Source organism: Pseudoalteromonas sp. SG41-2, from assembly GCF_014164535.1.
GTDB classification, from domain to species: Bacteria; Pseudomonadota; Gammaproteobacteria; order Enterobacterales; family Alteromonadaceae; genus Pseudoalteromonas; species Pseudoalteromonas rhizosphaerae.
The window spans coordinates 271,005-296,144 of sequence record NZ_JACJFK010000001.1 but is presented as its reverse complement, the minus strand read 5'-3'; the positions used below and the strand labels follow the sequence as shown (position 1 = coordinate 296,144).

Annotated in this window: 23 protein-coding genes; 11 read left to right on the top strand and 12 right to left on the bottom strand. The window is 39.9% G+C overall.

Going from position 1 to position 25,140, the window contains the following annotated elements:
* Positions 1 to 128: 128 nt before the first annotated feature.
* Complete coding sequence (locus tag H5186_RS01220; protein ID WP_182794022.1) at positions 129 to 2,036, bottom strand: beta-ketoacyl synthase; 1,908 nt, start codon at positions 2,034 to 2,036, stop codon at positions 129 to 131.
* Between the two features lie 126 nt (positions 2,037 to 2,162).
* Between H5186_RS01220 and H5186_RS01215 the strand changes: the two genes are divergently transcribed.
* Positions 2,163 to 3,173: a GlxA family transcriptional regulator gene (locus H5186_RS01215; RefSeq protein ID WP_182717418.1), complete on the top strand. Its 1,011-nt coding sequence runs from the start codon at positions 2,163 to 2,165 to the stop codon at positions 3,171 to 3,173.
* A 93-nt stretch (positions 3,174 to 3,266) separates the two neighbouring features.
* Here the strand turns inward: H5186_RS01215 and H5186_RS01210 are convergent, their stop codons facing one another.
* Complete coding sequence (locus tag H5186_RS01210) at positions 3,267 to 4,085, bottom strand: ABC transporter substrate-binding protein (RefSeq protein WP_182760903.1); 819 nt, start codon at positions 4,083 to 4,085, stop codon at positions 3,267 to 3,269.
* A gap of 358 nt (positions 4,086 to 4,443) precedes the next feature.
* Between H5186_RS01210 and H5186_RS01205 the strand changes: the two genes are divergently transcribed.
* A complete protein-coding gene (locus H5186_RS01205) occupies positions 4,444 to 5,676 on the top strand; it encodes an EAL domain-containing protein (RefSeq protein ID WP_182794021.1) in 1,233 nt (410 codons plus the stop codon).
* A gap of 11 nt (positions 5,677 to 5,687) precedes the next feature.
* Here H5186_RS01205 and H5186_RS01200 read toward each other — a convergent pair whose 3' ends face one another.
* The 6 genes from H5186_RS01200 to H5186_RS01175 form a co-directional block, all read right to left on the bottom strand.
* On the bottom strand, positions 5,688 to 6,200 hold the full coding sequence (locus H5186_RS01200) for an MgtC/SapB family protein (protein WP_145233140.1): 513 nt from the start codon (positions 6,198 to 6,200) through the stop codon (positions 5,688 to 5,690).
* A 14-nt stretch (positions 6,201 to 6,214) separates the two neighbouring features.
* Positions 6,215 to 7,321, bottom strand: a complete 1,107-nt coding sequence (gene rimI, locus H5186_RS01195; protein WP_149982527.1) for a ribosomal protein S18-alanine N-acetyltransferase — start codon at positions 7,319 to 7,321, stop codon at positions 6,215 to 6,217.
* Positions 7,321 to 8,715: a RimK family protein gene (locus tag H5186_RS01190; protein WP_182767642.1), complete on the bottom strand. Its 1,395-nt coding sequence runs from the start codon at positions 8,713 to 8,715 to the stop codon at positions 7,321 to 7,323. The genes rimI and H5186_RS01190 overlap by 1 nt, the downstream gene beginning before the upstream one ends.
* 257 nt (positions 8,716 to 8,972) lie before the next feature.
* Complete coding sequence (locus H5186_RS01185; RefSeq protein ID WP_182794020.1) at positions 8,973 to 9,449, bottom strand: GreA/GreB family elongation factor; 477 nt, start codon at positions 9,447 to 9,449, stop codon at positions 8,973 to 8,975.
* A 205-nt stretch (positions 9,450 to 9,654) separates the two neighbouring features.
* On the bottom strand, positions 9,655 to 10,323 hold the full coding sequence (locus H5186_RS01180; protein WP_182717414.1) for a DUF2987 domain-containing protein: 669 nt from the start codon (positions 10,321 to 10,323) through the stop codon (positions 9,655 to 9,657).
* Positions 10,316 to 11,122: a glucosaminidase domain-containing protein gene (locus H5186_RS01175; RefSeq protein WP_182760899.1), complete on the bottom strand. Its 807-nt coding sequence runs from the start codon at positions 11,120 to 11,122 to the stop codon at positions 10,316 to 10,318. The genes H5186_RS01180 and H5186_RS01175 overlap by 8 nt, the downstream gene beginning before the upstream one ends.
* 176 nt (positions 11,123 to 11,298) lie before the next feature.
* Between H5186_RS01175 and H5186_RS01170 the strand changes: the two genes are divergently transcribed.
* The 8 genes from H5186_RS01170 to H5186_RS01135 all read left to right on the top strand — a co-directional run bounded on the left by H5186_RS01170 (position 11,299) and on the right by H5186_RS01135 (position 20,261).
* Positions 11,299 to 12,588 (top strand): anti-phage deoxyguanosine triphosphatase, encoded by a 1,290-nt coding sequence (locus H5186_RS01170; RefSeq protein ID WP_182794019.1) that lies wholly within the window; start codon positions 11,299 to 11,301, stop codon positions 12,586 to 12,588.
* Between the two features lie 19 nt (positions 12,589 to 12,607).
* Entirely contained in the window at positions 12,608 to 12,919 is a 312-nt protein-coding gene (locus H5186_RS01165; protein WP_149982533.1) for a DUF962 domain-containing protein, read from the top strand.
* A 113-nt stretch (positions 12,920 to 13,032) separates the two neighbouring features.
* Positions 13,033 to 14,880 carry an ABC transporter ATP-binding protein gene (locus tag H5186_RS01160; RefSeq protein WP_145233131.1) on the top strand — a complete coding sequence of 616 codons (1,848 nt, stop codon included), beginning with the start codon at positions 13,033 to 13,035 and terminating at the stop codon, positions 14,878 to 14,880.
* Positions 14,881 to 15,456: 576 nt separating this feature from the next.
* Complete coding sequence (gene mnmA, locus H5186_RS01155) at positions 15,457 to 16,557, top strand: tRNA 2-thiouridine(34) synthase MnmA (protein ID WP_182717411.1); 1,101 nt, start codon at positions 15,457 to 15,459, stop codon at positions 16,555 to 16,557.
* Positions 16,557 to 17,159 (top strand): high frequency lysogenization protein HflD, encoded by a 603-nt coding sequence (hflD, locus tag H5186_RS01150; RefSeq protein WP_149982535.1) that lies wholly within the window; start codon positions 16,557 to 16,559, stop codon positions 17,157 to 17,159. The genes mnmA and hflD overlap by 1 nt, the downstream gene beginning before the upstream one ends.
* Before the next feature lie 32 nt (positions 17,160 to 17,191).
* Positions 17,192 to 18,562 carry an adenylosuccinate lyase gene (gene purB / locus H5186_RS01145; RefSeq protein ID WP_145233128.1) on the top strand — a complete coding sequence of 457 codons (1,371 nt, stop codon included), beginning with the start codon at positions 17,192 to 17,194 and terminating at the stop codon, positions 18,560 to 18,562.
* Positions 18,563 to 18,644: 82 nt separating this feature from the next.
* Positions 18,645 to 19,790 carry a cupin domain-containing protein gene (locus tag H5186_RS01140; RefSeq protein WP_182794018.1) on the top strand — a complete coding sequence of 382 codons (1,146 nt, stop codon included), beginning with the start codon at positions 18,645 to 18,647 and terminating at the stop codon, positions 19,788 to 19,790.
* Between the two features lie 12 nt (positions 19,791 to 19,802).
* Positions 19,803 to 20,261 (top strand): GNAT family N-acetyltransferase, encoded by a 459-nt coding sequence (locus tag H5186_RS01135; protein WP_145233126.1) that lies wholly within the window; start codon positions 19,803 to 19,805, stop codon positions 20,259 to 20,261.
* Positions 20,262 to 20,438: 177 nt separating this feature from the next.
* Here the strand turns inward: H5186_RS01135 and H5186_RS01130 are convergent, their stop codons facing one another.
* From H5186_RS01130 to H5186_RS01115, 4 genes are all read right to left on the bottom strand, one after another.
* Positions 20,439 to 20,894: a DUF4826 family protein gene (locus tag H5186_RS01130; RefSeq protein WP_220493027.1), complete on the bottom strand. Its 456-nt coding sequence runs from the start codon at positions 20,892 to 20,894 to the stop codon at positions 20,439 to 20,441.
* A gap of 227 nt (positions 20,895 to 21,121) precedes the next feature.
* Positions 21,122 to 21,913 carry an SDR family oxidoreductase gene (locus H5186_RS01125; RefSeq protein ID WP_182794017.1) on the bottom strand — a complete coding sequence of 264 codons (792 nt, stop codon included), beginning with the start codon at positions 21,911 to 21,913 and terminating at the stop codon, positions 21,122 to 21,124.
* Between the two features lie 19 nt (positions 21,914 to 21,932).
* Positions 21,933 to 22,436, bottom strand: a complete 504-nt coding sequence (locus H5186_RS01120; protein WP_145233124.1) for a DUF962 domain-containing protein — start codon at positions 22,434 to 22,436, stop codon at positions 21,933 to 21,935.
* 585 nt (positions 22,437 to 23,021) lie between these two features.
* A complete protein-coding gene (locus H5186_RS01115) occupies positions 23,022 to 23,696 on the bottom strand; it encodes a Crp/Fnr family transcriptional regulator (protein ID WP_182739623.1) in 675 nt (224 codons plus the stop codon).
* Positions 23,697 to 23,747: 51 nt separating this feature from the next.
* Here H5186_RS01115 and H5186_RS01110 point away from each other — a divergent pair, with 51 nt between their 5' ends.
* Positions 23,748 to 25,058 carry an amidohydrolase gene (locus H5186_RS01110; protein WP_182760895.1) on the top strand — a complete coding sequence of 437 codons (1,311 nt, stop codon included), beginning with the start codon at positions 23,748 to 23,750 and terminating at the stop codon, positions 25,056 to 25,058.
* Positions 25,059 to 25,140: the final 82 nt, after the last annotated feature.

Sequence of the window (25,140 nt, the reverse complement as noted above, 5' to 3'; positions counted from 1 at the left end):
AGATCGCGTAAACTGCGGTGATTCAACAAAAAAATGCAGCCAATGACAATTTAAAAATTTTATAGGGCTAATTTTCACGCATTAAAAAAGGCGCTATAAAAGCGCCTTGCCACTCAAGAATAATGTGCTTAAAACATATCTTGATAAGGATTCGTTTTACTAAATGCAATGGCTTTATCAAAACCGGGAATATGCATGTCGGTATCAGAAATGACAATTTCATCTTCATCAATCATGCCATCACCAAAGCGATAGATTAGCTCATATTGTCCTAAGTCAGCTTGTTGCTGATAATTAGTCTGAGCAGCTGTAACGGTTTGATTGCTCAATGCATATGCATCCATCACCGCACTACCATGGCGTTTTGCTAACATTTTCATGGTCACCATGGGTGACAAAACAGTGGCGGTGGCATTATTTCCGCCAAAGCCTTTTGAATTAATAAAAGCAATATCCATGTCTTCGCATTGATAATGCTCAGTACGAATATCTAAATACTGGTTATGCACATCCTTGGCCACTTTATCTATGGTGGTAATACCCGGCATAATATTATGTGCAAAGACACCCAGCGCCATCGCTAATTGGTCGCCACTAGCTGGCGCAATTGTGTGCCCTACATACGCTTTTGGTGCTGCTACTTTCCAATTATCAATGGCAAACGTTTGTGCCACCTTATGATAAATTAATGACTCTGTTACGCGGTTTTGCGGTGTGCTTGAACCATGCGCTAAAATAAAGCTACGTTGTTGTAATGCTTCTTTACCTAATAAGCTCGTGGCTAATGCCGCCGACTTCGCCATGGTTATATAATTACCCGGTCCCGGTGATGTAATTGATTTTTTAACGCCATCAGCATTTACAAATACATCAGGCACGCTGCCTAGAATGTCTGCCCCCAACTCCAGTGCTAACGCATCATCCATTAGAATCGCTACTTGTGCGCCTTCACCTAAAGTAAAGCCACAATTTTCGCCAAATGGGCGGCTACTTTTACGATAATCAGGCTCATCATCATTGCTTAAGTTATCCAAGCGTCGTAAACCTTCAATATTCGCCAGCGCACTCATATTACCAAAGCCTTCAACAACTTCAGGGGTAATTGCGCATTCAACACTTGCCACAATAGCAACACGTGTACGCCCTGCTTGTATATCGTTTACTGCAGCGCGCAAGTTATATAAAAATGTTGCACACGCGCCTGAAGTTGAAAACGTAGTGCCTACATTGCCCGTCACATAGGCATTAATAAAATCGGTCGACATTGTATTTAAGCCAAGCGCTAACTGCTTGGTGCTGACGCGATCACCTTGCTGGCGCGCTTTTACTAAACCACCTAAGCCCTTGTCATCCATTTGACCAATAACCGACGCTGAATAAGTGCCAATTTTATCAGGCTCAACACTATTCATAATGTGTTGCCAATCAAGTCCGGTTGATTTAATCGCGTCAGTAGCAGCAAAAATAGTGGCTTGTAAACCACGTGGCTGGTAGCGACTGTTGTACATAATAGATGGATCAAACCCTGTTGGTAGTTGCCCAGCCGATTTAATCGGATTATCGCGAGTAGAATCATGTTTAATATCAAACTGAGCCGCAATGGTTACTTTTACTTTTTTATTTTCAAGCTCTTCTACTTGCCAACTTGTAGGGACCGGCGAAGGTAAATCTCGACGACGTGTTTCAAACACAATGGCGCTTTCATCTGACGCGGTTAACGTCATTTTTTGCTGCCATGGTGTTGCATCGACATCAAAATGCTCTTTTTCAATTTTGCGAATTAACGTACCGGCAATAATTTGCTCACCAAAGCGTGCTTCTATGTCGCTTTGCTCAACAGTATTGCCTTTTAAATCTTGCAGTTGCCCATTCACAAGACTCACTAAATTCATTAACGTGGCGAGGCCTAAAAATGTTTCTTGCCGGGCTTGAGTATCTAAGTTATTTAACACGATACGACGATAACCTTGATGAAAAGAAGTACGGCCTGCGGCGTTAATTCCACCCATGCCGATAATAACGGGTAATGCTGTCATAATTTACCTTGAGAAAACGTGTTATAGGAGAAGCTTGCAGTTTAGATGGATTTAATTATCAACATTGTGCTTAAATAGCCAAATAATGAGCCTATGAGGCCAAATCAAACTGGTCGGAGCAATTAAATGGACAACAACTTGGTACTTAGCCCTTTGCAAATAAGTATTTTGGTATACCAGCACTTATTGATCACCAGTGTCACCTTGCCAATTGAAATGCTCAGAGCCGGTGAGGCGTACGCCAAGGGGCATCTAAACAGCAAAATTTTTCGGCCATTAACGATTAATTTAATCGCTGAGGACAGCGAACCTATCAAAAATCGCAGCGGCTTAGCAATATTACCGGATCACACTTACGGCACAGCACCTTACAGTGACTTGATTATTGTGCCCGGTATTTGGCGCAATCCTCGCCCTGTTGTCAGAGCAAACTCTGGGTTAGTTCAGTGGCTTGCCAGCAGCTGGCAAACGGGTAGCTCAATCATTGGCGTGGGTACTGGCAATTGCTTAGTCGCTGAAGCTAAGTTATTAAATGGTCACCCCGCTACCACTCATTGGCATTATGCAGAACAATTTAAACGCGACTACCCACAAGTACTGCTCAAGCCTGATTTTTTTATCACTCAATCTGAGCGCTTATACAGTGTGGCAAGTCTAAATGCCTTAGCAGATGTGATCGTGCATATTATTAGCCAATACTACGGACAGGCCGCCGCTCAGCATGTTGAGCGCAACTTTTCTCACGAAATTAGGAAACCTTACGAAGATCAGCGCTACCTTGAAGGCGCCGTTGATCGGCATCCAGATGAACTCATCGCGCAAATTCAATTTTGGTTAAAAAACAACTTAACCACAGAACAAAGTTTAACAGAGGTCGCTCAACTATTTAGTTTGAGTTACCGCTCTTTTACCCGCCGTTTTCGCATTGCGACCAACCAAAGCCCCATTGAATATTGGCAGCAATTACGCGTACAAACAGCCAAAGAGCTACTTGCATCATCTAACTTATCAATTCAGGAGGTTGCTTTAGAGGTGGGTTACAATGATCAAGGTCATTTAACCCGCGTGTTTAAGAAAGTGCTCTCGCAAACGCCTAGCGAGTATCGAAAAGTGGTTAGAAGAAAGTTATTTGGTTAATAAGTTGCGGGGTGTTATTTTTAAACAGTTAAACCTTTTAGATAGCAAAATATACAGTGCGGGTTAAACATGAGTATCGACGTTTAACGCGCATCATTTACCATCGCTGTCGATTTGAGTACGCCTTTCAAATACTAACTTCAATGCTGCGTCCATTTCTTTAATAAAGTCATCCTTAAATGGAAATTTTTCTGATGGCGCTTTCAAATAACCAATGTGAGCAGTTCGCTTGAAAATAATTCTGTCTTGCTGAAGTTGACTCAAATCAACAAATGGATGGCTTTGCTTAAGTGCTTTAATACCTGATAAGATGGCCCACTTGTCATTGATATAACAGTCGATTCTATTTTTAGCCAGCTTCAAAATATTTGATAATGTATCTTTGTTTTCCCATATTTTTATTTTGTTTTGCTCGAGGGCAGTGTTCAATGCTTGATCGAATAAGAGATACCCTGCATTGATACCAACATTAATCGGCTTTAATGGATATTCTGTGTTTTCAATCTTGAGTAAGCTTGAGTTTGGATTACAAAAAGCTTGTATTACTTCTTCATGCAGCGGCTCTGAGTAAGGCCAAATAAAACTGCGCCCTTGCACATTTTTATAAGGAGGTAGTAAGGCAAAGTCCTCTCCTCGTCTAAGTGCGTCAACACCGCGCTTCCAAGGTACTGGTTGCAACTCTATAATATATTTTTCACTGATCAAATCGGCAGCTTGACGAACTACATCAACATATAAGCCCACTAACTCACCGTCTTTAAGGTAAGAATATGGGGGATAACTATCATCGACTAATATCACAACACGATAGCTTGGTTTGGCCACTACCGGTATTGTAAAAAAGAAAGCAAACAGCAGTAATGCAATTCTTTTCGGCCCATTCCACTGTATTATTTGCCAACTCGATTCCATTAAACAACACCTAAATAAATAATCACTGGTTATTAGCGTAGTCAGATTCATATTTTTTACAAATCTTACCATCCCCAAATATTATACCTACTCAAACGCTAAAATAACAAAAGCATAAGGCTTACTCTTATTATTACGATAAGCGTACGACAAGGACTATCTAAGTGCCGGACTTTCTAGGCCATTAACGACCGATTTAATCGCGCTGGACTGTAAATCTTTAAACGAGCTAGTCCCTCGATCATAGATAGAGAAAACCGAACTAAGCAGCAAATAAAATCAAACGCTAATTAGACGTTTATATCTATATAAATTATAGTAATAGCATTAAAAGTGCTAAAAATTACATGGAGGCGCCATGACGGCAAATTTTAGCGATGTGCTTTTGGATCAAAAAGATAATTCAACAATCGATGCTAAATTGACAAATTTGCTGGGATTGGTGCGCAAACATTTAAATATGGATGTTGCTTTTATTTCAGAGTTTATTAACGATGAGCGCGTTTTCAAAGTTGTCGATAATCCATCAGCGAATAAAACGGTTAAAGTGGGCAATTCCGATCCTATTAATGAAACATATTGCCATAAAATCAGTGAGAAACAGCTTAGCCCTATTATTACCAATTCAAAAACAAATCCAATTACTCAAATAATGCCAGTAACCGACAAGTTAAACATAGGCGCTTATATTGGTGTGCCTATCAATCTTTCAAATGGTAAATTATATGGTACATTTTGTTGTTACAAATCGCATCATGATGAAAGCTTAAACGAGCGGGACTTGTCTTTTTTAAACATAATCTCTGAAATTGCAACTGGATTAATTGAAAAAAACCTGCATAACACTGCATTGCATGGCCAAACCAAATTAGCAATTGAAGAGGTTATTGCAAGCAACAATATAAGTATTTATTTTCAGCCTATTTTTAATCTATTTAGTAATAAAATTGCGGGCTTTGAATCACTGTCACGCTTTTTTACCAAACCTTATAAAACACCTGATCTCTGGTTTAAAGAGGCAACAGATGTGGGCCTAGGGGAATCTCTGGAAATGCTGGCAATAAAAAACAGCCTCGCCTATATTGCACAATTTAATGACACCACTTATATCGCCATTAATTGTTCACCATCCCATATACTTTCGGGTGCACTTGAATATACTCTGCAAGGAGCCGATTGTTCAAGGTTGGTATTAGAAATAACTGAACATTCACCAATATCAGACTATACAGTAATGCGAGCTGCATTAGCGCCACTGCGAAAAAAAGGGCTACGTTTGGCTATTGATGATGTAGGTGCTGGCTTTTCGTCGTTTCAACATATTTTAGAACTAGAAGCCGACATTATTAAATTAGATATCAGCCTTACTCAAAATATAAATAAAGACAATCGTAAGTTTTTACTGGCCAAGGCACTGTGTGGCTTTGCTAAAGCAATAGACTGTACGATTGTTGCCGAAGGCATTGAAACGCAAGCAGAGCTTAACGCATTAAGAAAATTAAATGTTGATAATGTGCAAGGTTACTTTATTGGCCGCCCTGCTCCTATTGAAGATGCATTGAGCTATCAAAGCATTACTTTATCAACATAAAAACGCCACTCTTAGTGACGTTCTGACTCGTTAATTTCTTTTCGATAGTATCGTTTGTGATAACTTTTAACTTTAGCGTGTACACCTTTACTTAAGCTTTTAAACTTAGCTTCAAGGACATCTACACCATATAAAATACCCACCACTAAAATGGATAGTTTAATAGCTGCCAATAAATTATCGGTTGCAATCACTACACCAATAGATGCCAAAACCCAGATAGTTGCCGCCGATGTTACCCCAACCACAGCACCATCTTTAGCGAGCATAACTCCAGCACCTAAAAAGCCGATGCCAGTAATAATTTGACCAACCACGCGCGAGTGGTCAATCACATCACCATGGAGCATAAACGCCGTGGCTAAAAACAAATAAGTACCTAATATAATCAGTACTGAGGTTCTTATTCCTACTGGTTTGCCCCGTAACTGGCGTTCCATACCAATCAAAGCGCCACAAAATGCAGCACTGCCTATTGCCGACCACGAATAGGGGGCGATATCTACTAATTCAAAAAAAGTCACTCAAAATCCTAAAATTACTGCATGTGTATAGCCAGTGCCGTACTCAAACGAGAACTACCGAAACTGGCCATTTTTAAAAAATCACTCTTAGCGATGGGTACGTGTTGACAATCAATCGCCAGCTGTTTATCGCTTTCACAAAAAGGGTCATGAACATATAGACAATGCTCATCTAAATGCGTTACACACACCCAATGCGGTGACTTTTTACCATCAAAGCGATACGTACTGATCAATAGCACCACGGCCATTTTGGCTGCTAACCAGCGCTCTATGTGCTCAAGGGTTAAGTCTTGATACTTCACATCTAGTTTGTGATTAATTGCCTCAACCACAAATTGATTATGAACCGTATGTAAAATCGCTTTCTTCTTGTCACTTCTTACGCCATCAACAAACAATGTATCACGTGTATTAATAATCACATCGGCTGTAAAACCGCGTTTATTGGCAGCTAAAGCAAGTCCTAATGGATGACAACCACCATGACCAGAGGTCATAAAAATAGTGGTTGCTTCACGCCAAATATCAAGCTCATTCACTTGTGAAATAATCGCTTTTTTTATTGATGACATTGCCATTAATAATGCCGCTGGCCCGCAAGTAAATTCGGTTGTTTGTTGATACCAAGGCGTTACACGCGAAAACTCAAGCTCATTAGTTTTACGAATGTTTTTTTGCATCCGCAAGGCATCACTATGATCATCATAATAGTCACTGTATTGCCCAAATACCCGATAGCCAAGCTTTTCATAAAGTGCGATTGCAGCTTTATTATTTACCGCCACTTCAAGACGCATAAATAACCGCCCGCGTTCAGCCGTTGCTCTTTCTAGTGCTTTCAAAAGCTGCTGAGCAATGCCTTTGCCTTGTGCATTTGGTGCAACTGCTAGCGAATATAAACGTGCTAAACGAGTGCCTTTATGACACCACACTAAGCCATAGCCGAGTATCTGTTGATCTAACTCTGCAACCATTAAAATACCATGTTTGGCTGCAATCCAGCGCTTCAAGCTACGCGCACTTAATCTATCTTGATTAAAACTTTGCTGCTCTATCTCAAGTAACGCTTTTAAATCGCTATCTGTGGCAGCGCGAACTGCCACACTATGCTCGGTCATTAACTCCGGCCTCGTGCTTCGAGGCGTTGTTTAAATTCTTCCATAATGATCATATAGAGTTCATCACCTAAGTAACCATCTTCTACTTTATGGTCAATACTTGGGTTATCGTTTACTTCAAGCACATATGCACGGCCTTGGTGTTCTTTAACATCCACACCATAGAGCCCTTTGCCTACAGTTTTACATGCTTTTAATGCCGCATCTAAAACTGCTTTTGGCAACTCAAAAGTAGGCAGTGTTTCAAAACCACCAGAGAAAAACCGTTTTGCATCATGATTATAAATTTGCCAATGATTGCGAGCCATTAAATAACGGCATGCATAGATAGCACGACCATTTAGTACCCCTACTCGCCAATCGTATTCTGTGTACATATATTCTTGGGCTAGAACTAAAGCGCTAAATTCAAATAGCTCAGCCAATTTTGCTGCCAGCTCATTGCGATCAGTTACTTTGTAGACACCTTTTGAAAACGACCCTTCCGGCATTTTAAGCACTAGTGGATAAGTAAATGCCTCTTCAAGCTGACTGATGGTTTCATCACTTTGATCAGCTACTACTACGGTTTTTAAGCTCGGTACTTTTTGATAATTAAACGCATCATGCAAATACACTTTATTACAACAGCGTAAAATAGACTCAGCATCATCAATCACCACTAATCCTAGGCTCTGCGCCTTACTTGCCAGACGATAAGTTGGGTGGTCAATTGCAGTTGTTTGACGAATAAATAGCGCATCAAACTGAGCGATATTATCTATTTCGTCAAAGCTTAGCGCTTGAGCATAGATACCATGTTTAGCTGCCGCTTTGATAAAACGGGCTATTGCATCTTTATCGCTTGGTGGTACTTTTTCATTGTGATCAACTAAAATAGCCATATCCCAGCGGTAACGTTTTTGCGTACTACTTATACGCCACTGTGTTTGCGTAAACTCAGTTAATTTAGCAACAAAGTCTTGATGCTGCTGAGCATTAAGCGACGCCAATGAACCTTGCTGTAACAACCCAGCTTCATCTACAAATAAAATAGGCGCTGGGTATTGTTTAAATACCATTTTTGCCGCTTTGTTTTGTAATTCATTTACTGCGTGCCCAAAATATAAGGCATCATCAAGATGACCAACATTAAGCATTAAAGTTTGGCCACAACGTAGCGCATTAATCGTTTTTACACTTGGTAATACCTGATGTTTACGTGCCTCAGCAAGTAATGAGCAATAATAGCCTTTACTCAAGTATTGGCTTGAGTCGCATAGATTAATAATGCGCGTTTTTGGCTCATTATGCTTTGGGTAATCTCGTAAGTAAGTGTTGAAGGTAATTACGTTTTCGAATGAATGAGCAAGTGCCTGCTCGTTGTTATCAACCACAATCAAGGTTTTAAACACGACTTTTCCTAAAATAAGTCAAAATACAAATATAAGAGTGAATGTAAATAGAAACACCCATACTGCTAAGTCATTGTTGTGCTACTGGTGTACTTAACAGGATGGGTGCTTTAGATTCAGCTACTGCTTAATCTACAGGTGATTTATAAAGGGTTTTTCGCTACCTTACCAACGAGTAATTTTTAGCGTTAAGATAAGTAAATTTAATCAACCACAGTAAGGTCTAATAAAGCTGGTTAAAGCTCCTTTCAGCACCACTAACTTATTGAAACAATTTCTAATAACGTGGATTTATTTGCTATTGTAAAACTAAACTCATCACCTTGTTGCTTATCCATCAGTAATTGACCTAATGGTGACAGTGGTGTGAGAACATACACTATGGTGTCTTTTATTTTAATGCTTAAACCACCAGAAAGTGGTCCTAAAAAATACCATTTTAGATTTTCGTCTTCATCGCAGATACAGACCAGCGAACCAATGGTAACTTTACTTGATACAGCGATTTTAAATGCCTTTTCAAACTCGATAATACTCAAATGGCAGTCATTCACACGCTGTGCTTGCCCTTGTGCCAAATAGGCAGCTTCTAGGCCTAATGTATCGTATTTATTTTCAGCAATATTTTCTTCATGAGTGGCGGTGTCATGGGCTGTCTTTGCAGCAGCCTGCGCGGTAGTAAGTTGCCCTTCTAAAGCAAAACGCAGGCATTCAATCACATGGGTTTTATTCATATCTAAGGAATTATTTTAAATCTATAATGACTGTATTTTAACGTGCTTTGGGCTGCATGTAACTCAATTGCCTAAAAACATGGTTATTCATAGGCATTGATTAGTAAATATGGAAGGATATTTTTTAATTACTCTTGATTACTCTTGATTAGTAATAACATAAATCAAGCGCTGTTGTTAACAACGCTTGCTGAACTGTTTTTTACTACTTAGCTATCCATGGCGTTACTTTTAGTAATGGCACCGACACAGCAAATGCTGTTTTATCGTCTTCCCACTGCTCAGTAACTCTGACATGACAAATTGCCCCTTGGCAATCAAAAGCAGGATCGGCAATAGTGACTGGATCTGCAAAAGTCAGCACTACACCTTGTTGTTCAGGCAATAAAAAGCTCATCAGTTTGCTAACAAAAAAACCCGACAGATCCGATAATAATTCATCAAATTCATTATTAAGCTGATACAACTGGTGTTTATTCAAATTACTATTATTAAACTCACGCGCTTCAATTTGCAGTTTTAACTGGCAATCGTGATTTTCGTTCTGAGGCTCGATAACCACCACAGCTTTATTTGTATCAAGTTGTTTATCAAAAGGAAGTAAAAGCTGAGCATGCTCAGTGTAATTAAGTGGAAACTCCTCTCGCTCAGTAATAATGCGCCCGGTTTTAATTAAACATTCATCATTACTAGCAATGTCGGTGATATAAAAATTGACCTGAGCAAATTGAAAATCACCTTTATTGACGACTTTTAAACGATCATAAAAGCCATCATAGGAGACCACAAACTCTTTTGCTTGCACAGTAAATGTTGCTATTAGTACAGCGGCAGCTGCCATAATATGACTGATACTACGTACTGGGTTATTCATCAAAGTAGGCTCTATTTTGGTTGATCATTTGATTTAATTCTTCGATATACGCCTCACCACGCTCAGAGTATGAGGTTAATCCGTAGCTTAGTTTAGTCGCTGAAATTGGCTTTTCTTGTAAACGTAAATCGGCGCGGATACTACGTAAATGTTTATAGGCAGCATGAGTATTAATATTCTTAAAATAAGAAGTCACGGCTGCGCGCACAGATTTAAATGCCGCCACCTCATGATCTGCACCGGTATTACGACGATTAGGCACCATACCGCAGCCCTTGCTATAACACCACTGACCAAAAAAGTTTAAACCTATTCGAGCAAATCGAGACGTTCCCCATGCTGATTCGTTGGCCGCTTGCATCAGCGCTAACTCTTTAGGAATAATATCAACTCGGTTTAATGCCTTACGCAAAGACAAACTATCAATCGTTTCTGGTAATTTATAGCTATTTAAAATCGTTTTAACTTGCTTGGTTTGCGTGCGACTTAATGGTTCATCGTATTGCATCATCATCAATGCAATCTCCAACGTTGCCCGCTGCTGCAGAATTTTTTTATTTTCAGCCTCAACATGCGGCCGAATAAAGTTAAAAAAAGCATGTTTTTTTTCTTTAACATCACTAAAACCATCAAAGTCAGGAAGTTTAACATTATGTAATGGCTTTTCTTTCTTTTTGACTGGTGGCTTGATTGAGGTTGTTTCGTCCTCAATAACTGGATCCGATTTTTCTATAAATGGGTAACTCAATGCCCAAATAAAAAATAGGCTAACGATTAAACGAAAAAGATACTTAAGCATGTATTCTCTCAAAGAAACTAACATTTATGCATGGTATATCCACACGCATCTGACCATTCATTATACCTAAGCCCTTCAATAAAGGCGAATATACCCATTGGAAGGATTTATAATCTAAAAAAATCAGCTACAATTAAGCGCATAGAAACGCTAAAAAAGTTACCGGATACTCATTAATGGAATTAGACTGGCAAAGCCGCATAATAAATCAAAACAAGTTTCGCCCTAATGACAATCGCTCAGCGTGGCAAGTAGACCGCTCCCGGATAATCCATGCAGCTGCATTTAGACGTTTGCAAGCTAAAACTCAGATAATGGGAATTGGCCTAAATGATTTTCATCGTACACGATTAACTCATTCTTTAGAGGTATCGCAAATTGGCAGTGGTTTACTTCGTCATTTAGAGAAACAACACCCTGACTTCACACATTTTCCCGACCCTAGTTTGCTTGAGACGCTTTGTTTGGCGCATGATATAGGCCATCCTCCTTATGGCCATGGCGGTGAAATTGCCCTTAACTACATGATGCGTGAACATGGTGGTTTTGAAGGCAATGCACAAACACTGCGCATTGTTTCAAGACTCGAACCATACAGTGATGGTCATGGTATGAACTTAACGCGCCGTACTTTGCTTGGCTTTATAAAATACCCGGCTTTTATTGATGACTTATGGCACACCATCCCACATCATGATCCGCAACGTGCATTTATAAAAGCTGACGACTGGCGTCCAGCAAAAGGTTTATACAAGGATGATAAAGCGACCTTTGACTGGATTGTAGCGCCTTTATCTGACGCTGATAAACAACGCTTAGGCGATTTTAAGGCCGTCGATCAGTTTAGATCTAAAACCAGTTTTAAATCCCTTGATGCAGCAATTATGGAACTTGCCGACGATATTGCTTATGCCGTACATGACCTTGAAGACGCAATTGCAACAGAGCAAATCACCCTAAAAGAGTGGCAAAATCATGCCTTACCCGCACTTGAGCTTGTGCAATGTGAGTGGCTTGGCGACAGTAACTTAACCGAGCGGCTATTTTTAGGTAGCGAAGCACAACGTAAAGATGTGATTGGGGAATTAGTAAACTTATTTATTACTCAATCATCCATTGTGCACACAGAACTTGAGTTTGAAAATCCAATTTTAAATTACACCGTTGAACTACCCCACTGTTATCAGCATTTACTTGAGACTTTAAAGTCATTTATTTATCAACGACTCATTCGTGCTTCGCATATGCAGCAAATTGAGTTTAAAGGACAAAAGTTAATTATTGAATTATTTGAAGCATTTGCCTGCGAACCATTACGACTTTTACCTGAAACCACAGCAAATGTGTTTCGCCTAGCACAACAACAAAATGGTAATACACACAGAGTAATTTGTGATTATTTAAGTGGCATGACTGACGAGTATGCGTTTAAAACACACCAACGCCTTTTTTCAAGTAATAGCTAGCATTAACAAGATATGTGATATGAAAAGTACACCAGAATTTACTAGCTTTAAAAAGTTTTACCCATACTACTTACAAGAACATAAAAATATTACCTGCAAACGGTTACATTTTTTTGGTAGCTCTTTGGTGCTTATTATCGTTTTGTATGTGCTGTATAGCCAACAATTTATGCTGTTGTGGTTGCTACCCATTATTGGTTATGGTTTTGCCTGGGTTGGTCATTTCTTCTTTGAGAAAAACCGCCCTGCTACGTTCAAATACCCGTTTTATAGCTTATGGGCAGACTGGGTGATGTTTAAAGATATGCTGATTGGCAAAATAAAATGGTAGTCACTGTTGTTTTGTAATAACCGACAAACAAGCAAAAAGATCATTATGCAAACCTGTTTTTGTCGCTTTTCAGTGATATAGTTAACGCCATTTTTGCTATTCAAGATATTAAAATGTATCGATTATTTGAGCGGATGATCAAGCCGTTTCCCGAACAAAAGCCAACCCAGCCTCCTGCGACGCTATTTGCATTTTGTCGTCACTACACTAAAGGTATGGAAGTCTCGCTATTTTTTATGTCGCTAAGCGCTGCATTGCTCGCGATTTTAGAAGTATCACTGTTTAGCTATATGGGCCAGCTTGTTGATTGGCTAAGTATCTACACCCCTGAAACATTATTTGTTGAGCAAAAATCTGAACTCATAAAAATGGCGATAGTGCTACTTGTTGTCCTACCTATCGTGGTGTTTTTTCATTCTGCGATATTGCACCAAGCCTTGTTAGGTAATTACCCGATGTCAATTCGTTGGTTAGCACATCGCTACTTGCTTCGCCAAAGTGTGAGCTTTTACCAAAATGAATTTGCAGGGCGCATCGCCACCAAAGTAATGCAAACATCCCTCGCGGTGCGTGAAACCGTGATGAAACTACTTGATGTATTAATGTACATAGTGGTTTATTTTGGCGCTATGGTGTTTTTAGTAGCCGAAGCCGATTGGCGCTTAATGCTTCCTTTGCTTGTATGGTTAGCTCTGTATATTTTGATCCAAATGTACTATGTACCTAAGCTCAAAAAAGTGGCTAGCTCGCAAGCAGACGCTCGCTCTGAGATGACCGGCCGAATAGTTGACAGTTATACGAATATTTCGACTATTAAATTGTTCTCATATACCCAACGTGAAGAGCAGTACGCAAAAGACAGCATGGATGTATTTTTACAACCTGTGTATAAGCAAATGCGCTTAGTTACCAGTTTAAATTTTGCCATTCAAACGCTTAACTACTTCTTAGTATTTAGTGTTGCGGCATTATCTTTGTATTTATGGACTCTGAGTGCCATTAGTGCCGGCGCAATTGCAATTGCGGTAAGCTTAGCACTGCGTTTAAATGGCATGGCGCAGTGGATCATGTGGGAAATTAGTGGCTTGTTTGAAAACATCGGCACTGTCGCTGATGGTATGAAAACGTTATCAAACCCAATTGAAGTCGATGATCTGCCTGATGCCAGCACATTAAGTGTAACCACAGGTGCAATTGACTTTAATAATGTGCATTTTAACTATGGTAAGGCCGCAAACGAAACGAATCGCGGCGCTGTTATCAATGGCTTAAATCTCAACATCAAAGCCGGAGAGAAAATAGGTCTTGTTGGTCGCTCTGGCGCTGGTAAGTCAACACTCGTTAATTTGTTGCTACGTTTTTACGATATTGATAGCGGTAGTATCAACATCGACGGCCAAGATATCTCAAAAGTGAGTCAAGAAAGCCTGCGTAAGTACATTGCGATGGTTACCCAAGATACTTCTTTACTGCATCGGACAGTCAAAGAAAATATCCTTTATGGCCGCCCAGATGCCAGCGATGAAGAAATGATGAAAGCGGCTAAACAAGCCAAAGCGCTAGAGTTTATTGATGACCTTGAAGATAGCAAAGGCAACAAAGGTTTTGCAGCCCAAGTGGGTGAGCGCGGCGTAAAACTCTCTGGAGGTCAACGCCAACGTATCGCCATTGCTCGGGTGCTGCTGAAAAACGCCCCGATATTAATTTTAGATGAAGCCACCAGCGCGCTCGATTCTGAAGTTGAAGCGGCTATTCAAGCTAGTCTTGATGATTTAATGACCGGTAAAACCGTCATTGCCATCGCGCATCGACTATCCACTATTGCACAAATGGATCGGCTCATCGTACTTGATGAGGGCGGCATTGTAGAGCTAGGTAGCCATGAAGAACTGCTGGCACAAAATGGTATTTATGCCGCGTTGTGGACACACCAAACCGGCGGGTTTATTGGTGTAGAATAATTTTTACCTAGCCATAACGCCTTAGTTAAGTTTCAAAATCCAAGCGCTGTTTTTTGAAACTTAACCAGCCAAGTGTCATTACGAAAATTTTTATCGTTTTTAATACAACTTAAAAACCATACCTTCCCTGCCAATTTGGCTATGAAACTGTTCCCTACAAAACTCATATTTTGGGTGGCTTGGCCGTCTCTTTATACCCAAACCACCTCAAGATGCGAGTTTCAGTTGGAATTAAAAGCGATTTAGGCAAGGCATTGCTTGCAAGGAATAGTGGTTCTATTGTTAAAATCAATAACGCAGTATAAATCGCTTTAAACCAACCTGTTGGGAGTTTCACAGGCACTTACTCTCAGCGTTGTTACTTCTTAAAAGGGACTGCCATTGTTGCAAAGTAACGCCTTGATATTAAGCCCCTGTGAAACGCTGAATTCTGCACCTTGAGGTGGTTTGGGTATACTGCTATAATCGCGGCCTTTCATAGCCTGCGTAATTTGTCAGAGTGTCTCCTTTTAGCTCTGTAATACGCATATGCGCTAGTAGTTTAAATGACAGCAACCTGTATAAGCGAAATTATCCATGAGCGAAAATAGTCACATTAAAGTCATCGTTGGCATGTCCGGCGGTGTTGATTCTTCTGTATCAGCTTATTTATTAAAACAACAAGGCTATCAAGTTGAAGGCCTGTTTATGAAAAACTGGGAAGAAGATGATAATGATGAATATTGCGCTGCTGCCGACGATTTAAAAGACGCGCAAGCAGTCTGTGACAAGCTGGGGATTGAACTACACACAGTTAATTTTGCCGCAGAATATTGGGATAACGTATTTGAGTACTTTCTTGCTGAATATAAAGCAGGCCGTACGCCAAATCCTGACATCATGTGTAATAAAGAAATCAAATTCAAAGCTTTTTTAGAATTTGCAGCAACGGCGCTTGGCGCTGATTTTATAGCCACGGGCCATTATGTACGCCGTGAATTACGCGATGATAAATACGTTATGTGTCGTGGTCTTGATGATAACAAAGACCAAAGCTACTTTTTATACACATTAAGTCATGAACATATTGCACAAACGCTGTTCCCAGTTGGTGATATTGCCAAACCTGAAGTGCGTCGCATTGCTGAAGAGCAAGACTTAATTACCCACGATAAAAAAGACAGTACCGGTATTTGCTTTATCGGTGAGCGTAAGTTTAAAGACTTCCTACAAAAATTCTTACCTGCACAACCGGGTGTTATTGAAGACACAGACGGTAACAACGTTGGTGAGCACGAAGGCTTAATGTATCACACTCTCGGTCAACGCAAAGGTTTGCTAATTGGTGGCATGAGAGAAGGCTCTGGCGAACCATGGTATGTAGTAGATAAAGACTTAGAACGCAACGTATTGATTGTTGGTCAAGGTAAAGACCATCCGCGTCTTTACAGCAATGGACTAAATGCCAACCAATTACACTGGGTTGATCGTGTTGGGCCAAAAGGTACCACCCGCTGCACGGTAAAAACTCGCTATCGTCAAGAAGACCTAAACTGTACGCTGCTCGTTGGCGATGATGGTTTTGCCCGAGTATTATTTGATGAACCACAAAAAGCAGTAACCCCAGGACAATCTGCGGTGTTTTATGTCAACGAAATATGTTTAGGTGGCGGTATTATTGATTCGGTGATCAAATAATGAATGAACACCAAGTCATGGCATTAGCAGCCATGTGCCAAGTTGCTAAACAAGTTCAAAAAATAGCGCAGTACGGCAGTAGCAACGATTACGAATTAGAAAAACTATTAACCAGTATTGTACAAACCTCCCCTGATTCACCCAGTGATGTGTATCAAGGCACTGAGAATCTAAGAGATGGTTATAAAATCTTACTTGATCAACTCAGTGCAGGTGAAAAGAAAGATGTTGAAATCGTCAAATACGTTGGCGGTTTAATGCAACTTGAGCGTGCACTGAGCGCAAAAGCAAGTAGCTTAGCAGAGCTTGGTAAAAGCATTGATGATATCAAGCGACGTCTTGATCACTTTGCTATTACTGATGACACTGTTATTACGGCTCTTGCCGATATTTATTCAAAGGTGCTTAGCCCCCTAGGGCACCGAATTCAGGTTTATGGCAAGCCTGACTTACTAAAACAGCAATTAGTACAACACAAAATACGTGCATTATTATTAGCAGGTATTCGCAGTGCAGTATTATGGCGACAAATGGGCGGTAAACGCCGTCACTTTTTCTTTGCGAAAAGAAGAATTATCGCCATTGCTAAAAACCATATTTAATTATCGTTCAAAACTAAAATTTAGGAGTTATTATGGAGCTTTCAGCGTTAACAGCTATCTCTCCGGTGGATGGTCGCTACGGCAGCAAAACCACTGAACTACGCAGTATTTTCAGCGAATTTGGCTTGATAAAATACCGTGTAACAGTCGAAGTTCGTTGGTTACAAGCCCTTGCAGCAGCTGATGCGATCAAAGAAGTACCGGCATTTAGCGACGAAGCCAATGCTTTACTTAACGCGATTGTTGATAACTTCAGCGAAGCCGATGCGCAACGTGTAAAAGATATCGAGCGTACTACAAACCACGATGTTAAAGCCGTTGAATACTTATTAAAAGAAAAAGTAGCTGACAACGCCGAGTTACATGCAATTAATGAATTTATTCACTTTGCATGTACATCAGAAGACATCAATAACCTGTCTCACGGTTTAATGCTCACTGAAGCACGTAACGAAGTATTACTTCCTTACTGTGATCAACTACTTAATGCAATTAAAGAAAAAGCCATTGAGTACAAAGCAGTACCAATGATGACACGTACTCACGGTCAACCTGCAACACCTTCAACTATGGGCAAAGAATTTGCCAACGTATATATGCGTTTAAAGCGTCAACGTGACCAAATTGCACAAGTTGAAATGCTAGGTAAAATCAACGGTGCTGTAGGTAACTACAATGCTCACCTCAGTGCCTACCCTGATTACGATTGGCACAATCATGCTGAGCAATTTGTAACTAGCCTAGGGTTAACATTCAACCCATTTACAACGCAAATTGAACCGCATGACTACATTGCCGAGTTATTTGATGCGATTGCTCGCTTTAACACTATCTTATTAGATTTTGACCGTGATGCATGGGGCTATATAGCGCTAAATCACTTTAAACAAAAAACCATTGCGGGTGAAATTGGTTCATCAACTATGCCACATAAAGTTAACCCGATTGATTTTGAAAACTCAGAAGGTAACTTAGGTCTAGCAAATGCTATTTTCGCTCATCTAGCGCAAAAGCTGCCGGTATCTCGCTGGCAACGTGACCTTACTGACTCAACAGTACTGCGTAACTTAGGTGTTGGTATGGGTTATGCGCTAATTGCATACCAGTCAACCCTAAAAGGTGTAAGCAAGTTAGAAGTAAACGAGCAACGATTACTTGACGAGTTGGATCAGAACTGGGAACTGCTAGCAGAGCCAATTCAGACGGTAATGCGTAAATACGGCATCGAAAAACCATACGAAAAGCTAAAAGATTTAACCCGTGGTAAACGTGTAAATCAAGAGATCATGGCTGACTTCATCGATGGTTTAGAGTTACCGGAAGAAGCAAAAGTAGAAATGAAAAAACTAACACCGGCTAACTATATTGGTCGTGCTGTCGAGTTTATCGACAACCTAGTTTAAGCTTTCTGCGACAACTTATTTTATATACACTATAAAGCGAAAGGCTCTTGCCTTTCGCTTTTTTCATTTTAATGGGCGCAGCATGTATCAATTAACGATTAACGACTTATCCGAGCAAGACTTTCTAACACAGTTTTGGCAAAAAAAACCGCTCTTGATCAAGCAAGGGTTTACAGACTTTGCCGACCCGCTTGATGCTAATGAGCTTGCCGGTCTTGCCATGGAAGAGAGCATTGAATCGCGTATTATCACTAATCATGATAATGACTGGCAAGCGCATCATGGCCCATTTGAAGATTTTGAATTACTAACCGAGCAACATTCTACCCTACTCGTACAAGCAGTCGATCATTGGCATCCTAATGCTGCGCAGCTGCTGGAACCATTTCGGTTTATTCCTAATTGGCGTATTGATGACCTAATGATCAGCTTTTCAACGCCTGGGGGTGGAGTCGGTCCGCATTTAGATCAATATGACGTATTTATTATTCAAGGTGAAGGCAAGCGTCATTGGCGTGTCGGTATGCCAGATAATAAACTAAAACAATTTGCACAAAATAAAAGTTTATTACAAGTTGAACAATTTCCAGCCGTGATTGATTGCATCCTAGAACCAGGCGATATTTTATACATCCCGCCGGGCTGCCCACATGAAGGTTATGCTGTAGAAAACGCATTAAACTACTCGATCGGATTTCGTGCACCAAATCAACGCGATCTATTATCAAACTTTGCTGATCACATTATTGATAAAGAAGCGGGAAATAGCCGTTATCAAGACCCTGCAATAACACTGCGCGATTCTAAAGGTGAGATCCAAGCTTGCGAAGTCGAAAACATTAAACTATTAATGCAAGCGGCCCTAAATGACGACGCATTACTTAAATCTTGGTTAGGTAATACACTTAGTCAACCTAAGCATGAAATGGATTTAATGCCGCCAGAAGATTTATTTAATAGTGAACAAATAGCTGAGCTATTGAATGATGATGATGTGATTTTTGAGCGCCTCGGTGGCACCCGTGCATTGTATCAAGTTTTTGAAAATGAAATACTTCTGAGCGTAAATGGTGAAAACTACCCACTCCCTGTTAGTGACTTAACTGCGGTTAAATTACTCACTGACCATACTATGGTGACAGCAGAGCAACTAAATAGTTCAAAAAATAGTTTAGTTTTTATACAAACCTTTACTACACTAATTAATGAGGGGATTTGGTTTTGCTAGGAGTGTGTTTGTATGGGCTATCATATCAACAAGGTAGAATGGGATATAGGCAAGGAGTTACTACAACAGATCAGAGAGCGGGTATTTGTATGTGAACTACATATTCCCAAACATATCGAGTTTGATAATCTTGATAGATATGCTCATCATATACTGGTAACAGATGACAGCCAAGGCCCAGTTGCAACAGGCCGATTATGTAGCGATGGCCTTATTGGCCGTATTGCGGTGCTGCCAGAGCACCGTAATCGCTCCGTCTATCGTTCATTGCTGAATTATATTGTTGAGCTTGCACAACAGCAGGGTTGTGATTGCGTCAGCATTAATTGTATTTTAAATGAGGTAGAACGATTTAAACGTAATGGCTTTGAACAACAAGGTTGTGTGTTTATGGAAGCAGGTATTCCACGGCTTCGTATGCAATGCCCCATTAATAAATTCAATACGAAACCATTTACACTGGTGCATTGATAAAAATTTATTAAAAATGGCCATCCTAGCGAGTTAAAAACCACCAATTTAACGCAATGGGCATTAAAAAAGCGAACATATTAATGTGTAACTCCACATAACACGTTCGCTTTTTTAATTTTTAAAGCTGTTTTTATATTAAAATCTTTAAGTTAAAATTATAAATAAGCTTTCAGGTCAATTAACTTCGTTTGCCCACAGCTCTTCTTTTTCGTACATTTCATAAATACCATGCGCACGATTAATTAGTAGGTTTGCAAAATCAACTTTAGTTTTATCGTGTCCACCGGTTTGCATAATTTGATCTGCTTTTAACTGCCATTGCAGAGAAAAATATCGCAGCGCATCACGCGCATTTTCGGCAACTGATGCTAACGCATGATCAGTTGGTAAGCGACCGGTGATAACCCAATAACTTTTACCGTCTTGGCCTTTAAACTTCCATAGGGCACATAACGGAGCGATAAAGCGGCTTTCTTTTTCTAGCAAAGTTTTTGGCATTACGCCCTTCTCTGCTAAATGCTTTTGTGCATTTTGAAAACACTCACGTTGCCATGCAATACTTTGCTGCTTTGCTTGTTCTTGTTCTTCTGGTGTTAATTCTTTAAGTTGTTTTTGTTCCACAGTATTCATCACTCGTTTACATAATTTTAGTTACTTTAAGGGCATATAATTATCGGTGCAAGTATAAAAGACCAATTCCAGCGAGAGCATAAACGATCGCCTGTTTTTTCTACACTCTAACCCATCGTTCTACGCACAACTGTTTACTAATACAGCAGAAAAATCAATTTATAGCTAATTTATAAACTATAAATCCGTTGTTAATGCATACCAGCACGGTATTATTCATCGTTTGTTTAACGATAATTCTTTTTCGCTGTCATACGATTAAAAAAACTAGGAAAGAAACGTTTTATAGTCGGAGCCCAGCCACTGATCCCCTCGCCAACCACCACTTCATCTTTACGTCTAGCTATTGCACTGACCATTTGCTTCACAGCAGCCGTTACATCCATACCATTTTCAATGGAGTATTCAGCCTTATTTTGCGCAATACCATATTCATTAAGTGAATTATGAGCAATAGCCGTTTTTATAGAGCCTGGGCAGATAGTCAAACAATGAATGTTTTTATTGGCCACTTCAGCTCGCAAACAATCCATAAAACCAACGACTGCATATTTAGAGCCTGAGTAACCGGTTCTGAACTTAGAGCCAACTTTACCTGCGACACTGCTGATTGATACTACACAGCCGCCGCCATTTTTAACCATACTCGGTAATACCGCTTTAGTTAGCGCAATCAAACCAAAATAGTTAACTTCCATAAGTTGACGATACACAATAAAGTCATTTTCTAAAAACAAACTACGCTGCGACACGCCACCATTATTAATTAAAATATCAACGTTACCAATCGTAGCCATACTATTTGTAACATACTCAAGTACCTGCTCAGGTTGTGATAAATCAAGAGGTATTACTTTGTGTTGTCCAGCCGGTAACTCGCTACAAAGTTGATTTAGTTTATCTGCACTTCTGGCTGATAAAATAATATTAGCGCCTAAGTGTGCTAACTGTATCGCTAACTCTTTACCAATACCTGATGATGCCCCGGTGATCCACACCGTTTTATTATTAAAGTTCATGCTCTACCTATGATTATTATTAAGGCTTTGTAGGACCCGCAATGTCTGTGATCTGTTGCTCAAGTTGTTTATATAGTCCGAGTAAAAAAAGCGCCTCAACAAGCACAAATAATGGCCCAATGATAAGCCCGATTAAGTCATCAACAAAAGCTGGTTTTTTACCTTCAAAATAATGCCCAATAAACTGTAAAACCCAGCCAAAAATAAAAACACCTATACTAACAGCTAACCAGCTAGTAAAACTAAGTGAAGCTATTGGCGCAGCCGCTATACTCATTACTACTAAAATAACAGCCATTATCAAACCTAGTGAGACATTAAGCAGTAAATAATAAATCACAGTAGCTAACACAAAAACATGAGCGCCATTGATAACATGATCAGCAACCGGTAAATAAATACGCGCTAATAAACACAATACAGCGTATACAATGAGTGGAATACCAAAAAAGTGTGTGAGTACATTGCGTTTTGAACGGTGATATAAGCCATAATTGCCCAGTTGTTGTTGCAGTGTTTTCATTTTCTCTACTTTATATAATTATCTTATTATTTACTTTAGCAGTTAACACAACGCGAGAATGTCTTCTACCCGACATTTGTAAAATCCACTTATACAAATGCGCTTATGATTTTACCTTTATCGTGATCTGGAGTTTTAGATTGTAACTCACGGCCTTTTTGATATTCTTGTCCAAGCATTTTTTGTAACGATTCCATTTGTTTTGCTAATTCGTCATTCCCCCCTGCTGTTGTATTTTTTCTGTCAGCTTTTCAATCGCGGCCTTAAGTTCAGCTATTTTATCTTTATCAACACCTAATCGTTGATAAATAAGCGCTTCATTTGCTTTTTCTAAAAAGTCTTTCCATATGAAGGGTTTTTAAGGCTACTAACAGTATCAACTTGGCTATTTTTTGCCGTTTCTGGCAATTCGGTTGCCGCTTTAGAACGGCTTATGCTTTTCGCTTGCACAGGAGGTTATAAGGTTCTGTACGGTAATAGTTATTAAATGTTAGTGAGATCATTGCTTCAAATCCATTGATAGTTTTATTTTATAAAGCAAATTTAAGGCCAATGAACCCATATCAGGTAAAAATAATAACGCAGCTAATGTACAAGTAAAGCCAGCTGTTGTTTATCAAGAATTTCTATACGCTGGTAATGCAGGGAAATAAGCTTTTTTGCACTTAATAACTGCAAGATTTGATTAATAGTTTGACGAGTTAAATAGGTCATATCTGCGAGTTGTTGCTGCGATAACATAATAGTAGCGGTATTACTGGGCAGCGACATGGTTGCCATCATAACCAGCCGTTTACAGACTTTCTGCTGTGCAGTTAATAAAGCATGATCTTCTAATGAAGTGAACAGCAGCCGCATTTTTTGTGAAAGTAAAACACCAAAATCATGCCAATAAACAGGCGTGATTGTTAATAATTGTATCAGTGCCCGATGCGGTACATGTAGCAATCGAGCGGGTGTTTGTGCATAAACATCGTGGGTACGCAAACCACCATCAAATAAAGCAACTTCACCAAACCAAATAGCGGGATCTATAAAACTCAGTACCGCTTCTTTACCTTCTCCATTTACTCCACTGACTCGCATAACTCCATTAACAACAGCGTATAAACCCGCATTTTCATCTCCTCTTAAAAATAATGCTTCACCCGCATCGAGTTTAATTACTTTTGCATGTAACAATAGCTGGTGTTGAAATTCTTCCGAGCGGCTACTAAACCAATTTCCTTGGTTAATTATCGCACGGTCCTGTTCATTCATATCGGTTTACTCTACATTAGTTTTAATAATCAAATAATAAAAGGGATCACTATGTTACACAAAGTTATTTACAGCGGGTTATTGCTAAGTACGTTATCTGCACCAAGTTTTGCAGCAGCTCCTGATCAACAGATCAACAAGAATCTAAAAAAAGCTAACCACAGTGTAAGTGAAAAAGTGATCACTTGGCGACGCCATCTTCACCAATACCCAGAGCTTAGTAACCGCGAATTTGAAACGGCTAAATACATTACTAAACATTTAAAAGCACTGGGGCTCGAAGTACAAACTGGGATAGCCCATACTGGTGTAGTTGCTAAACTCAAAGGTGGTAAAAAAGGCTCTTTGGTGGCACTGCGTGCCGATATGGACGCCTTGCCTGTCACTGAGCAAGTTGATTTACCGTTTGCTTCAACTCAGACCTCAACCTACCGTGGTAATGAAGTAGGTGTTATGCACGCCTGCGGCCATGATAACCATGTCGCTATTCTAATGGCTGTAGCTGAATCTTTGGCTAAAATTCAAGATGACTTAGCGGGTGATGTATTATTTGTCTTTCAACCAGCTGAAGAAGGTGCCCCAGAAGGTGAAGAAGGCGGTGCTGAACTCATGCTAAAAGAAGGCTTATTTAAAGAAAAACCTGATGCCGTGTTTGGTTTACATGTAACCAGTTCATTAAACACAGGCCAAATTGGCTTCCGTGAAGGTCCGCTTATGGCCAGTGAAGATTCATTTACAATCAATGTACAAGGCCGCCAAACTCATGGTTCACGACCATGGAATGGTGTTGATCCGATTGTGGCATCATCACAAATAATTATGGCCACACAAACAATTTCATCTCGCCAAGTTGATGTTACTAAAGCGCCGTCAGTTATTTCGTTTGGTGCTATTAATGGCGGCGTACGTTCCAATATCATTCCCGATAGTGTCGAGTTAATTGGCACGATTCGCACCTTTGACCAAGCAATGCGCGCTGATATCAAAAAACGTTTAGTGAAAACAGCTGAAATGGTCGCTGAATCCGGTGGTGCTAAAGCTGATGTACATATCGACCACGGCTACCCTGTCACCGTAAACGATGTAAAACTCACGCAAAAAATGACGCCAACACTAACTAAAGTTGCTGGGGCTGAGAATATCATTACCACTGATTTGATCACCGGCGCTGAAGATTTCAGCTATTACGCTTTAGAAACTCCTGGATTGTTTTTCTTTTTAGGTGTTACCCCACAAGGTCAAGATGCAAAAACGGCAGCAAGTAATCATTCACCACAGTTTTTCGCTGACGAGCAAGCACTGCAATTAGGCGTGAATGCTATGACGCAGTTAGTTGTGGATTACTTTGCAATGAAAAAATAACCATAACTTCAACGTACATGCAAAATCATAATCGGTTGGCATGAAATAAATATACCCACACTCTGTGGGTATATTTAAAAGT